This window comes from Pseudomonas sp. ef1, assembly GCF_007293365.2.
GTDB lineage: Bacteria > Pseudomonadota > Gammaproteobacteria > Pseudomonadales > Pseudomonadaceae > Aquipseudomonas > Aquipseudomonas siliginis.
In genome coordinates this window covers 3,929,140-3,942,320 of the sequence record NZ_CM129815.1, presented here as the reverse complement: position 1 = coordinate 3,942,320, position 13,181 = coordinate 3,929,140, and the positions used below count along the sequence as shown (strand labels likewise).

The window sequence follows — 13,181 nt, the reverse complement described above, 5'->3', positions numbered from 1 at the left end:
GCAACGAGGCTGCGATCTTTTGATTTTGCTTTGAAGATCAAGAGATCGCAGCCTCGTTGCACTCGTCAGCTCCTTGTATGTTCCCCACACACCAGCATGAATGAGATCTAAGCTCGCTGGTGCGACATACGAAGATGTGTTTCTGGGGGAGACCGATCGCTCCTTAAGGCAGGACTTGCTCCTGACCTTGTCTGTAGAGAGGTCCCCCCGCCTCATTGCCCACCACGAAGAGTATCGAGAAGCCGACGAGTCGGACTTCGCATTACAAGGTTGCAGTGGCATGAAGTTCGAGGTCAGGGGAACCAGGAAGCATTTTTAACTCAGTTCTCTTGGAGTTGAAAGCATGAACATGCACGTCGGCTTGGATGTGGGATCTCGCACTACAGCGATGGGCTGGCGCAATGGCGGCCGCTTTGCAGGTCAGTGCAATATCGACCAGACACCGGCGGGGCGCAAAGCTGCTGTCGGCAAATTGCTTGAGCTCAAGCCTATGTCTGTGGTGATGGAAGCCACAGGAATCTACTACCTGGACTTGGCCATGGAGCTCGCTGCGGCAGGTTTGCCAGTCTCGGTTATCAATCCGAAGAGTTTTCACAACTTTGCAAAACTGATGCTGAAAAACAGCAAAACGGACGCAATCGATGCCCAGTTATTAGCTGAGTACGGCGAACGCATGAGCCCAAGGTTGTGGACGCCGCCCACTTCAATACAGCTTGAGCTGCGCGCTATCGGTCGCCACATCAATCGTTTGACGGGTCATCGCACCCGCGCCAAAAACGAGCTGCATGCACTAAAAGCCACTCAAACAACTCTTCTGATGCTGATTGAGGACGAAGAAGAAGCCATCAACGCCTTTGACAAACGAATCGAGCGTTTCCGACTCGCTGGTCGGGCACTGATCGACAACTGCCCAACGTTGAGCGCCCAGTTCGCCCACATGATCACCGCCCCTGGCATGGGTGAGATCTCAGTATTTGCGGCGCTGGCTGAACTGACGACCTTACCGGTAACGCTCAAGTCAGCGCAGGTCAGCCGCCATGCCGGACTCGATGTCCGACTCACGCAGTCAGGCACCAGCATTGATAAACCCGGCCGGATAAGTAAGAGCGGCAATGCCTATTTGCGATCAGCGATGTACATGCCTGCGCTGACTGCCATACGTTGCGACCCGAACGTTAAAGCGTTTTACGAAGCCTTGGTGGCTCGAGGAAAGAGGAAGATGCAGGCTATCGTCGCAGTCATGCGCAAATACCTGACCGGACTATGGGCCTGCATGCGGGCAGGCGAAGACTTCAGTACAGCCAAGCTTTTTAGCGGTAAACACACCCAAAAAGCTTGACCGCGAACAGAGTATCTACAGGAATTGGTGGCGGCGATGAAGTTATTGATCCGCCGTCTGCATCCCCGCCCTGCTCGATTTACCCAGTGCCTGGGCAAAAAACCGTCCGGCCTCGGAGATCAGGTTGCGGTGAATATCCTCGCGATCCACCCCGTCGGCATCGGTGCACAATGCCGGCATGGCGCGGATCTGCTCTTCGGTGCACGGCGCCATGAACACGAAGTGCCCTGCTCCGGCCAGCAGTTTGAAGTCCGGCGCGGTGGGCAGTTTGCGCGCCAGGGCCGCAGCATTTTTATCGAAGGCCACCAGTTTGTCGCCGTCGCCGCTGTAGAGCAGCACTGGTACGTGCACATCGGCGAGGGTGTGGCGGCCGAACTTCAGGCTCAGCGGCGCCATCAGCAATAGGGCGTGAACCCGTGGATCGGCCACTGGCTGCAAATCGTCGCGATCGACAATCAGCTCGCCCTGGGTGTTGCAGGCGTCGTGATCGTCCGGACGTTCCTGGCAATAGCGGCGCAGACGATCCAGATCAGGTTGCGCCCCGGAAAGAATCAACGCGGTCTCGCCTCCAGCCGAATAACCGATCACACCAACCTGATCAGCATTGACGAACGGGGCCAGCATGTTGTCGCCGAGCGTCGCGGTGATCGCTTGGGAAATCTGGATTGGCCGCCCGTAGAGATTGCTCAACGTGCCAAGTCGGCTGTGGTCGCGCCAGTTGTCGCCGGGATGAATCACCGCAACCACGACAAACCCCTTGCGCGCCAACGAGGTCGCCAGATCATGCAAGGCCAGCGGCGTGCCGGTATTGCCATGGGAGAGCATCAACATCGGAAAGCGGCCGATTGCGACTTTGGTGTCCTCTCCAGCTTCGACCGAATAGCCCTCAAGCAAACTCATATGCTCACGGTCACTGGACGGGTAAAAAGCGATGGCGCGCATCGGTTGCAGATCGAGCGGGTCGAGAAAGGTCATCTCGTGATAACCGACGCTCCAGACAGGGTGGCGCCCCGGTGCGGCCTGCACTGAATTCAGGCTGCCCAGCAGGCAAATCAGCAACATTGCACAAAGATGCCTCATGAATGCCCTACCCTGTTGGACCACATCGTCGGATGTGCTGAAACTGCATAACCCGGGCCAGATTATGTAACAGCCAGAAACAAAAAACTCCGCATTCGGCCCTTGCGGAACCAGAATACAGAGTTTTTTGGGGATTGCCTGAACAGGCGCTGTTCTTTACGCAAGCCTTACGCGGCGGCGAACAGTTGCTCGCTGATCTTTGCCTGCGCAGCGCTCATGGCGTTGTTGCGCACTTCTTCGCCATAAGCCAGACCTTCAGCGCGGATGATCTCGATATCGGTGATGCCGAGGAAGCCCAGTACCAGCTTCAGATACTCTTCGTGAGCGATGCCGCTGGCCTGACCGGCATGGATGCCACCAGAGGTCGACACAATCACCACTTTCTTGCCGCCGCACAGGCCTTCAGGGCCGGCTTCGGTGTAGCGGAACGTCTGGCCGGCGACGGCGACGCGGTCGATCCACGCTTTGAGCTGGGTCGGCACGGTGAAGTTGTACATCGGCGCGGCAATCACCACGGCGTCGGCAGCGATGAATTCGGCCAGGGTCGAAGCGCTCAGCTCGGCTTCGTGCTGTTGCGCAGCGTCGCGCAGTTCGGCGGTGGTGCCGGCGGCAACCAGCGTGGTCGACGAGAAGTGGCTGATCGCATCGGCGGCCAGGTCGCGGTAGGTAACCACGGCGCTCGGCTCGGCGGCTTGCCAGGCGTCGACGACTTGACGGCTCAACTGACGGGAAGCCGAGTTGTCGCCGAGAATGCTCGAATCGATGTGCAACAGTTTCATGTGGGTTCTCCTGAAAGAATCGCCGGCGGCGACGGAATGGAGACAATCCTACGCAACAAACCAATAGCTGATTAGTCGCTGACAATGCGATAGTTCGTCCCATTGATAGAACGACTGGAAACGCGCATGCAGGACCTCAACGATCTCTACTATTTCGCCAAAGTGGTCGAAGCCGGCGGATTTGCCGCCGCCGGGCGCCTGCTCGGCATTCCCAAGTCACGCTTGTCGCGACGCATCGCTGAACTGGAAGAACGTCTTGGCGCGCGTCTGCTGCAACGCACTACCCGCCAACTTAGCCTAACAGCCGTGGGCGAACGCTACTTGCGCCACTGTCAGGCGATGCTGCTGGAAGCGGAAATGGCTGACGAGGCGGTGGCGAGCATGTCCAGCGAGCCTCGCGGGCGCTTGCGGGTATCGTGCCCGACCGGTCTTGCCCATGAAATGCTGCCGACGGTGATCAGCGATTTCCTCGGCAAGTTTCCTCAGGTGCAGCTGGAGGTCGTCCTGCTCAACCGCCGGGTCGATCTGGTCACCGAAGGCATCGATGTGGCGTTGCGTGTGCGCGATCACGGCGATGAAGACCCGTTGCTGGTCACCCGCCGCTTGCGGCAGGCGCAAGCAGTGGTGATCGCCAGCCCGGCGTTCATGCAAGGCAAGACCATCACTCATCCGCAGGACCTGAAAAACCTGCCGGTACTCGGCGCGCTGGAAGCCGACCGCATGGTTCATGTGCGTCTGCTCGATCAGCAAGGCAAGAGCGTCGATCTGAGCATGGAAGCGCGGCTGGGCATTGATGACTTCGTGGTGCGCAAGGCCTGCGTGCTCGCCGGTCAGGGCTTTACCGTGCTGCCGATGATGTTCTGCGAAACCGAATTGCGTAACGGCACGCTGGTGCAGGTGCTGCCGGAGTGGTCATTGCCCGGCGGCTGGTTGCAAGCGGTCTATCCGCACCGGCGCGGGGTGATGCCAGCGGTGCGCGCATGGATCGATCACTTGGTCGAATCGTTCAATGCCTGCGGGGATCGATTTCTATGAAACAGGGAAGAATGAGCGAAACCGAGGTTGCCGAGTTTTGTCTGGCCCTGCCCGGCGCGCGGGAAGATTACAAATGGGGCGGCGTGCGGGTGTTCTCGATTGCCGGCAACAAGATGTTTGCCTTGCAGGGATTACGTGGGGATTCGCTGGCGTTCAAGGTCGACAAGGATCTGTTTCTCGGCCATTGCGACCGCCCGGGGATTCATCCGGCGCCGTATCTGGCGCGGGCGCAGTGGATCATCATGCACCCGCCCTACCCGCTGGGTGCCGAGGAATTACAGGGTTTGTTGCAGCGATCGCATCAACTGGTGGTGGGCAAGTTGCCTAAGAAAACCCAAATCGGCCTGCTTTTGTAAGCACGCAAATCCTGTGGGAGCGAGCCTGCTCGCGAAGGCGGTTTGTCAGGCGACTCATCAGCGAGGATTGATCGTTCCCACGCTCTGCGTGGGAATGCAGCCGGGGACGCTCTGCGTCCCAAAAGATCGCAGCCTTCGGCAGCTCCTACAGGGGTAAGTGTGTTCTTTAGAACAGCGTTAGCAGGTTGGAACCGAGGAAAATCTGGTCAATCCAGAACACCTGATGCAACAACACGATCGCCCAGAACAGAATCTGAAACGATACCTTGCGCGTTTTGTGCCGAAACACCTGCTGCGCGATCAAAGCGCCCGGCCAGCCACCCGCCAGTTCAACCGCATGCAGGATGTTTTCCGGCGTGCGCCAGGCATCGGTGCGGGCTTTGCGTTTGTCGGCCCAGTACAGAAAGAACGCCAGCACACTGACAATCCCGTACGCCGCCAGCGGCACCCGCGAGATGCCGCTGAGCCACATCGACAGCGAGCCGAACAGCGGCAGCGCGCAGACGATCAGCAACACCCCAAGCTTCAATTTCAGATGCTGAACGCGCCCGCCTGAAGGTCGCCCCTCAGGGCGGCGCGTGCGGGAGTCGTTCATGCCTTGGCCGCCGACCAGTCCACCCAGCCGAACTGCCAGGTGGCCAGAATGAACAGGCCGAAGGCAATCCGGTACCAGGCAAAAGCTGCGTAGCTGTGGCTACCGATGAACTTGAGCAGGCCGCGCACAGCGATCATGGCGAAGATGAACGCCGTGACAAAACCAATGGCGAACACCGGGAAATCCGCCGGCACGAACAAATCGCGGTATTTGTAACCCGAATACACCGCCGCACCGACCATGGTTGGCATGGCGAGGAAGAACGAGAACTCGGTGGCCGTCTTGCGCGAAAGGCCGAACAGCAGGCCGCCAATGATCGTCGAGCCGGAACGCGAGGTTCCGGGAATCATCGCCAGGCATTGCGCGAAGCCGATTTTCAGCGCGTCGGTCCAGCGAATCTCGTCGACGGTTTCGGCGTGGACTTCATGCTGGCGCTGTTCGGCCCACAACATGATGATCCCGCCGATGACCAGCGCCGCCGCCACGGTGATCGGGTTGAACAGATATTCGTGGATCAGATCGGCAAAAATTACGCCGAGCACTACGGCCGGCAGGAAGGCGATCAGCAGGTTGGCGGTGAAACGCCGTGCGCTCGGCTGGGTCGGCAGGCCGATCACCACGTCGAGGATCTTGCGCCGAAATTCCCAGACCACCGCGAGGATCGCGCCGAGCTGGATGATGATGTTGAACGCCATGGCCCGCTCGCCGCCGAAGTTCAGCAAGTCGGCGACGATGATCTGGTGTCCGGTACTTGAAATGGGCAAAAATTCCGTCAGCCCTTCTACAACTCCTAGAATCAGTGCCTGCAAGGCGGTCCAAAGATCCATCAATCCCCCAAAGAGCGATGCACGCGGGCATGCCCCGATAGTATTTTTTCGTTCACTGCGTCCAGCGTAGCCGGTAAAAGCTGTAGCGATTGCGCGCGCACAGGATCCACACGAAACGGTAAAAATTCCGTGAAATATCAAAACCGGATTCAGGTTTTCGCGCGCGGGGCCGAAATCCTAACAGACAAGCCTCAAAAGCGCTCTGCGCGTTGGATGGTAGTCCCGGGCACTCAGCTGTGACTGGATGCTGGCGGTCGTTTATTACAAGAACAAGAATCCGGAGTGACAGCGTTATGAACAGCTTGCGCAGTGTGTCGATCAGCCGACGCTTGTGGCTCATCTTGATCGTGGCGGTGGTCATGTTGCTGACTTTGGGCGTGCTGATGCTCAAGCAGATCCATGACGACCTCTACCACGCCAAGGCGCAGAAAACCCAGCACGTGGTGCAGACCGCCAGCGGCCTGCTCACCTATTACCAAGGTCTTGAGACCGCTGGCACCCTGACCAGGGATGCCGCGCAAAAGCAGGCGCTGACCGCGATCCGTGGCCTGCGCTACGACCAGAGCGACTACTTCTGGATCAACGACCTCACGCCCGTGATGGTCATGCACCCGACCAACCCCAAACTCGAAGGCCAGAACCTTTCGGCGATCCGCGACCCGGACGGCTTTGCGGTGTTCAACGAGATGGTCGCCATCGCCAAGGCAAAAGGCGCGGGCATGGTCAATTATCGCTGGCCGAAGCCGGGAGCGATTGATCCCGTTGCCAAGACTTCTTATGTGAAGCTGTTTGAGCCGTGGGGCTGGGTGATCGGCTCCGGCGTGTACGTCGACGATGTGCAAGCCGAATTCCAAGGGCAGATGATCAAGGCGTCGGCCATCGGTCTGGCGATTGCGCTGATCATGGCGCTGCTCGTGATCCTGATCGCACGCAGCATCGTCCGTCCGTTGCAGGAAACCGTGAATGCGATGGCCAACATCGCCAGTGGCGAAAGCGACCTGACCCGCAGCCTCGATACCCATGGCAAGGATGAAGTCACCGAACTGGCCCATCACTTCAATGCCTTCACCGCCAAGCTGCGCCGAGTGATTGGTGATCTGCAGGTCTCGGCCAGCGCTTTGGGCCAGTCTTCCAGCGAGCTGGGTAACGATGCCTCGCAGGCGCAGCAGCGCAGCCAGCAGCAGTCGCAGCAGATGGAACTGGTGGCCACAGCGATCAACGAAGTCACCTACGGCGTGCAGGACGTGGCGAAAAACGCCGAACACGCCGCCGCAGAAATGCGCGATGCCGAAGCGCAGGCGCAACAGGGGCAGATCAATATTGACGGCAGCCTGCAACAGATCGACAAGCTCTCGGGCACGATTGATCAAGCGGTGGAAGTGATCCGCACCCTGGCGGCGGAGAGTACGCAGATTGGCAGCGTGCTGGAGGTGATTCGTTCGATTGCCGAACAGACCAACCTGCTGGCCTTGAACGCGGCGATTGAAGCGGCTCGCGCGGGAGAACAGGGTCGCGGGTTCGCCGTAGTCGCCGATGAGGTGCGCTTGCTGGCCCAGCGTACGCAGAAATCGACGGCGGAGATTCAGTCGATGATCGAGCGTTTGCAGAATCATTCGGAGGCTGCGGTGAAGGTGATCGGCGACAGCAGCAAGGCCTCGCAGTTGACCATCGAACAGGCGGGACTGGCCGGAGCGAGCCTTAATGCGATTGGCCAGGCATTGCGTAATCTCAACGGCCTCAATGCGTCGATTGCCAGCGCTACGCTGCAACAGGCGCAGGTGGTTGAGGACATTAACCAGAACGTCACCCAGGCGGCCGGGCTTTCCCATAGCACCGCGTTGGCGGCTGAGCAGTCCAGTGCAGCCAGCCTGCGGCTTGGGCAACTGAGCGAACAGCTCAACGGGTTGCTGCGCCAGTTCCGGGTCTGAACCATAACCTGTGGGAGCGAGCCTGCTCGCGAAGGCGTCGGGCCAGTCATTGGAAGAAGATGTCGACTGGACAGGCCCTTTCGCGAGCAGGCTCGCTCCCACAGGGTACTTCTGTGTCTGGGCGAATGCAGTACAATCCGCCCCCTTCTCAACTCCCCCAAGGATCCCTCATGTCCGGGCTTGAACTGTTTGCCGCTGCCCTCGGTGTCATCGCCGTGTGGCTGACGGTCAAGCAGAATCCGTGGTGCTGGCCGATCGGGCTGGTCATGGTGTTGCTCTACAGCTGGATCTTCTTTGAGGTGAAGCTGTATTCGGACATGTTGCTGCAAGTGATCTACGCCGCGCTGCAGATCTACGGCTGGTGGCAGTGGACCCGCGCCGGGACGATGCATGACGGTCGCCAGGTTACCCGCCTCGATCCACGCTCGATGGTGCTCGGCCTCGGCGTTGGGGCGATCGGCAGTGTGTTGCTGGGCGCGGCGATGGCGCATTGGACCGACGCCGCACAGCCGTGGCTCGATGCCGCGCTCACCGGTTTCAGTCTGGTCGCGCAACTGTGGATGGCGCAAAAACGTCTGCAATGCTGGGCGCTGTGGTTCGTCCTCGATGTGATCTTTGTCGGCTTGTTCATCTACAAAGGCCTGTACCTGACCGCCGCGCTCTACGCGCTGTTTACCTTGCTCGCGGTGCAAGGCTGGCGGGAATGGCGTGCCGATCCGGCGTTGCGCACATGAAAGTCGTTGTTCTCACCGGCCCGGAATCCACCGGCAAGAGTTGGCTGGCGGCAGGGCTGGAGCAGCGTTTCGGCGGCGTGCGCGTTGATGAATATGTTCGTCGGTTCATCGAAGACAACCCACGCGACACTTGCCTTGCGGATATCCCGGCCATTGCCCGGGGTCAGGTGCAATGGGAAGATCAGGCGCGCGCGAAACAGCCCCCACTGCTGATTCTCGACACCCACCTGCTGAGCAACATCCTCTGGAGCCAGACTCTGTTTGGCGCCTGCCCGGCCTGGCTGGAAACCGAGTTACTGGCGCGCCATTACGACCTGCACCTGCTGCTGTCCCCGCAACAGATCGACTGGACCGAAGACGGCCAGCGCTGCCAACCGGATCTTGCGGATCGCATGGCGTTCTACGAAGCCACCCGCGTTTGGTTGATCCAGCACCAACAACCGCTGCAAGTGATCGAAGGCAATTGGGCCGAGCGCCAGACGCAAGCCTTTGCGGCGGTCGAGCGTTTGCTGTCCAGATAAGCCGCCCGGCGGCTTTTAACGCAAAACTGTCCGTTTTTGAAACACTCACGACCGCGCAAAGGCCCCGCCCAAGCGTCATTCACCATCGCGTCCCGTGATCTGTTACGCCGATGAAACACCTCGGCGCAAACCCCTGTTCCAGAGCTTTCCGGCGCCCATTGCCCCGCAAGCGATCCGCCCTGTGTCTCAGCGCTGAAACAATGCCCGCAACAGGAAACTTCCCAAAGCATGTAAGCCGTTGAAATAAACAGATAATTCAAAACCGGCACAGCTTTCGCTCTCTCCTTCACAACGCTGAATAACCCAGCCCACTGAAGAAGGAATTGCAGCCGTGGGGAATTTCAATAAAGGCCTGACCTGCCTCCTGCTGATCGGATCAGCCGCCAGCGCTTTGATCAGCGTCAGCGCCCAGGCTGAAGGCAACGGCGTGATCGTCCTTAACCGCGACGTTCAACCCATCGCGATCGGGCGCAATGGCGGCAAAGACCCCTATCCGACCACGGTCAACGCCAACCCTTCGGCGCGGATCAACCAGACCCTCAGCAGTACCGAACTCACTGACGGTGATTTCGCCAGTGTCGCCAGCGGCTCATCGATTCGCGGCAACATGACCACGCCCAGCTCAAACCTGCCCGGCATGAACACCCTGACCAACCAGAATGGCCTGCCCGGTATGCGCACTGGCAGCGGCGGTGGTTCTGGCGCCTCGATCTCCAATACCGTCAACCGGGCGATGAGCACCGGGCTGGCGCCTCTGACTCGCATGGCCGGAGGCCAATGACATGAATCGCACCCTGCTGCTTCTCGCCCTGCTCGGCTGCACCAGCGCCATGGCCGATTCGGCTTCAGTCAACAAGGCAAACATTCAGGATTCCGGCGCCCAGTATCGCGGCAACTTCAATGTCAACCAGGCTGCCGGTGACCAGATGCAACAAGCCAACACCAAGGCGATTGCCATCGGCACCGAAGCCCATGCCACTACCAGCGTCAGGCAGACCATCGACACGCCCGCCAGCCGCGCCATCGACGCGAGCGCCAACATCGGCGGCAACTCTTTCAGCAATGGCAACGGCATCCTCGGTGTGAACCAGGGCGCCGGTGCCAACAACCAAATGGCCAACGTTACGCGCGTCAGCATCAGTGCCGGCCCGCAGAGCGTTGACGACAGCGCCCTTTCACAACAGAACGTGGCGTTTTTACCGAGCTCAGGAGCAACTGGTACTTCAATCGGCAGTCGCCAGGTCACGACAAGTGATCAGGCCTTCACCGGCAGCCGCGGGGTAATCCAGGTGAACCAGAGTGCCGGGGTGGGGAACCGCATGGCTAACACCCTGAGCATCCGGGTCGCAGACTGACCCAAACAAAAAGCAGTGCAATTAGAAAAGTCCCAACACTTAACCAACTAATAAGCACGACGGAGAAACAACCATGAAACCTACAATGGCTCTCAAACCACTGGTTTTCGCACTCGCAGCAGTGATGGCAATGGCAGCACAGGCCGACGGTCGTGGTAACGGGCATGGCAATGGACACGGCAACGGTCACGGCCAGCCACAAGGTCCGAATCTTGAACAACTGCTGCAGATCACCGCAGGCGCCGGCGCCGCTGTACTCGACGCACAAAACAGCGACGGCAACGTGGTGAAAAACCAGGGCACCCTGAACAACGCCAATGCCAGCGACTCGCTCAACGGCTCCAACGGCAACATGGGTGCCAACGTGGCGGGCGGCGACGGCAACCAGCAGGACAACGCTGCTGCACTGGCCACCGCTGACGAAAGCTTCATCTTCGGCAATGCTGTTGCCGCCTCGAGTGCGACTCAGGTGAACAACAACAACTACGTGAAAAACTCTTCCACCTTCAACAACGCCAACCTCACCAATACTGGTAACAACGGTTCCGGCAACATCGGCATCAACGTGACCGCCGGCAACTTCAACCAACAGAAAAACAACCTCGCCATCGCCGTTTCCGGTGGTCGTGTAGCGCAGGCTGCCGCCTCTGCCAACCAGTCCTCGACTGGCCTGGTCGTGGAAAACAAAGGCGTGCAGGCTTACAAAACCGACACCCTTACCGGTACTTATGCAGCCGCTGGCGTGTTCAAAGCCAAAGGCACTGCGACCATCGAAGACGACAACGACCATGGCGGCTGGGGTAACCGTGGCGGCGGCCATGGCGGCAACGATGATCAGAAAGCCAAGTTCGAAGCCGTGGGTACTTTTGGCCTCGCTGGCGTCACCACCCAACAAGTGTTGACCAAAGATGGCTGGAAAACCCCTGTCGTCAACAACGCCAACATGACCAACTCGATGAACAACTTCTCCGGCAACGGCGGAGCCAACGTCTCGGCGGGTGTGGGCAACCAACAAAGCAACTCGCTGTCCATCGCCGCAGGTTGCAAAGCCTGCATGTAATCGCGATCGAAACGAAAGCCCCGGCAACGGGGCTTTTCCTCGGTTCCACAAGGCGTATTCGATCATGCGGACTCCTGCCCTCCTCGCTCTGCTTTGTCTGTGCGGCCTGACTCAGGCGGCCCAGATGCCCGTCGCTGCCCTGCCGGGTGGCGTGCTGGTCTACAAGGACGTGCAAAGCATTCGTGAGCGCAAGTTTGCCGACATCGTCGAACAGAAAACCGATTTCAGCTGCGGCGCTGCTGCACTGGCAACGGTCCTGCGCCAGGCCTATTGGCTCGACGTCGATGAGGAGCACATCATTAAAGGCATGCTGGTCAACGCTGACCAGGACCTGGTGCGAACCCAGGGTTTCTCCATGCTCGACATGAAGCGCTACGTAGAAAGCATCGGCATGCGTGCCCGTGGTTACCGGATCCCGCCCGAGAAACTCGAAGCGGTGACCATTCCGGTGGTGGTTCTGATGGACATTCGTGGTTACAAGCATTTCGTCGTCCTGCAGCGTTCGGACAAGGATTGGGTCTACATCGGTGACCCGGTTCTCGGCCACAAGCGCTACAAGCACGACGACTTTGTCAAAGGTTGGAACGGCATTGTCTTTGCCATCGTCGGCCCCGGTTACGACAAGGCCAACGCCTTGCGCAGCCCTCCGGTGCCGCTGACGGCGAAGAACTCGCTGGACAGTTTCAACCCGGTCAAAGATGCGGAATTGATGGATTTCGGGTTCATTCAGAGCGACTTCTTTTAATCGCCGAGTTAGAGAATGGGACTGGATGTCCCGGGAGCAGCAGATGAAAAGCTCATACTGGCTGGCCGCCGCCTGCCTGGCAGCGAGTGCGTCAGGTTTAGCCCATGCCGGATTCAAACCCATCGAAATCAAGGACCAGGAGCTCGCCGAGCTGCGCGGTCGTTACGTCATGCCGGGGCGGATTATCAGCTTCGGCATTGTCATGAGCAGCACCTGGCGCAACGCCAGCGGCGACTTGATCGGGGCCGCGACCTCGATGCAGATCCAGGCCGCAACCGTCAAACCGGAATTCTACGTCTCGACCATCAAGGAGTCGGGCAACGGCAGCGCCCTCACCGCAGGCACCGGCAGCGTAATCGGTGGCGCCGGCCTCAACAGCAGCCAGGGTGTGACGCAAAGCGTACGCGCCGCCGGCGATGGCAACACCGCCAACAACAACGTCGCGATCAACGTCAGCGAAGCCAGTCAGGCGCCGGCACTGGTGCCATCGCAAGGCCAGGCCCTTATCGCCGGCCAAACCATTACTGGCAGCAACGGCGCCGGCAGTGTCGCGGTTTCAGCCAATGGCGGTGGCGTGCAAATGGCCATTCAGGCCAGCGGCAATCAAGGCACGGCACTGCAACAAGTCGCCCAGGGCGGGCTGCTGCAGAACACCCGATTGCTGGGCAGCGCCAACGTGGTCAACAACCTTACGCAACTCAACGTCGTACTGAACAATAACGGCAGAAGCGCCGGTGCACTGGATTGCAACCTGACCCAACTCGGGGCCCTACGCAATATCGGATATTGAACTACGCTGAGTCTCGATCATTGGGCTTAAAGGGACG

General features: G+C 59.4%; 15 protein-coding genes. 11 read left to right on the top strand and 4 right to left on the bottom strand.

From position 1 onward, the window contains the following. Positions 1-343 precede the first annotated feature (343 nt). Entirely contained in the window at positions 344-1,339 is a 996-nt protein-coding gene (locus FEE99_RS17955) for an IS110 family transposase (RefSeq protein WP_064361053.1), read from the top strand. Positions 1,340-1,381: 42 nt separating this feature from the next. Here FEE99_RS17955 and FEE99_RS17950 read toward each other — a convergent pair whose 3' ends face one another. Then, positions 1,382-2,419, bottom strand: a complete 1,038-nt coding sequence (locus FEE99_RS17950) for an alpha/beta hydrolase family protein (RefSeq protein ID WP_041479682.1) — start codon at positions 2,417-2,419, stop codon at positions 1,382-1,384. 167 nt (positions 2,420-2,586) lie between these two features. Then, positions 2,587-3,198: an FMN-dependent NADH-azoreductase gene (locus tag FEE99_RS17945; RefSeq protein ID WP_041479683.1), complete on the bottom strand. Its 612-nt coding sequence runs from the start codon at positions 3,196-3,198 to the stop codon at positions 2,587-2,589. A gap of 126 nt (positions 3,199-3,324) precedes the next feature. On the opposite strand from FEE99_RS17945, the gene FEE99_RS17940 reads away from it, so the two are divergent. Next, on the top strand, positions 3,325-4,233 hold the full coding sequence (locus FEE99_RS17940; protein WP_041479684.1) for a LysR substrate-binding domain-containing protein: 909 nt from the start codon (positions 3,325-3,327) through the stop codon (positions 4,231-4,233). Further along, positions 4,230-4,589, top strand: a complete 360-nt coding sequence (locus FEE99_RS17935) for an MmcQ/YjbR family DNA-binding protein (RefSeq protein ID WP_041479685.1) — start codon at positions 4,230-4,232, stop codon at positions 4,587-4,589. The genes FEE99_RS17940 and FEE99_RS17935 overlap by 4 nt, the downstream gene beginning before the upstream one ends. Before the next feature lie 166 nt (positions 4,590-4,755). Here FEE99_RS17935 and FEE99_RS17930 read toward each other — a convergent pair whose 3' ends face one another. Continuing rightward, the gene (locus FEE99_RS17930; RefSeq protein ID WP_041479686.1) at positions 4,756-5,184 is read right to left on the bottom strand and encodes a DUF1294 domain-containing protein; all 429 of its coding nucleotides are present in this window, start codon (positions 5,182-5,184) and stop codon (positions 4,756-4,758) included. Beyond that, positions 5,181-6,011 (bottom strand): undecaprenyl-diphosphate phosphatase, encoded by an 831-nt coding sequence (locus tag FEE99_RS17925; RefSeq protein ID WP_016774688.1) that lies wholly within the window; start codon positions 6,009-6,011, stop codon positions 5,181-5,183. Before FEE99_RS17925 ends, FEE99_RS17930 begins: the two co-directional genes overlap by 4 nt. Positions 6,012-6,304: 293 nt before the next feature. Between FEE99_RS17925 and FEE99_RS17920 the strand changes: the two genes are divergently transcribed. The 8 genes from FEE99_RS17920 to FEE99_RS17885 all read left to right on the top strand — a co-directional run bounded on the left by FEE99_RS17920 (position 6,305) and on the right by FEE99_RS17885 (position 13,144). Then, the gene (locus FEE99_RS17920) at positions 6,305-7,939 is read left to right on the top strand and encodes a methyl-accepting chemotaxis protein (protein ID WP_041479687.1); all 1,635 of its coding nucleotides are present in this window, start codon (positions 6,305-6,307) and stop codon (positions 7,937-7,939) included. Positions 7,940-8,109: 170 nt separating this feature from the next. Then, complete coding sequence (pnuC, locus tag FEE99_RS17915) at positions 8,110-8,673, top strand: nicotinamide riboside transporter PnuC (protein ID WP_041479688.1); 564 nt, start codon at positions 8,110-8,112, stop codon at positions 8,671-8,673. Beyond that, positions 8,670-9,194, top strand: a complete 525-nt coding sequence (locus FEE99_RS17910) for an AAA family ATPase (protein WP_041479689.1) — start codon at positions 8,670-8,672, stop codon at positions 9,192-9,194. The genes pnuC and FEE99_RS17910 overlap by 4 nt, the downstream gene beginning before the upstream one ends. A gap of 331 nt (positions 9,195-9,525) precedes the next feature. Continuing rightward, the gene (locus FEE99_RS17905) at positions 9,526-9,975 is read left to right on the top strand and encodes a hypothetical protein (RefSeq protein WP_041479690.1); all 450 of its coding nucleotides are present in this window, start codon (positions 9,526-9,528) and stop codon (positions 9,973-9,975) included. A gap of 1 nt (position 9,976) precedes the next feature. Then, positions 9,977-10,549, top strand: coding sequence for a hypothetical protein (locus tag FEE99_RS17900; RefSeq protein WP_041479691.1), 573 nt, complete (start codon positions 9,977-9,979; stop codon positions 10,547-10,549). Between the two features lie 73 nt (positions 10,550-10,622). Continuing rightward, positions 10,623-11,609 carry a hypothetical protein gene (locus FEE99_RS17895; RefSeq protein WP_041479692.1) on the top strand — a complete coding sequence of 329 codons (987 nt, stop codon included), beginning with the start codon at positions 10,623-10,625 and terminating at the stop codon, positions 11,607-11,609. 64 nt (positions 11,610-11,673) lie between these two features. Next, positions 11,674-12,354 carry a C39 family peptidase gene (locus FEE99_RS17890; protein WP_024012915.1) on the top strand — a complete coding sequence of 227 codons (681 nt, stop codon included), beginning with the start codon at positions 11,674-11,676 and terminating at the stop codon, positions 12,352-12,354. 43 nt (positions 12,355-12,397) lie between these two features. Next, complete coding sequence (locus tag FEE99_RS17885) at positions 12,398-13,144, top strand: hypothetical protein (protein WP_041479693.1); 747 nt, start codon at positions 12,398-12,400, stop codon at positions 13,142-13,144. Positions 13,145-13,181: the final 37 nt, after the last annotated feature.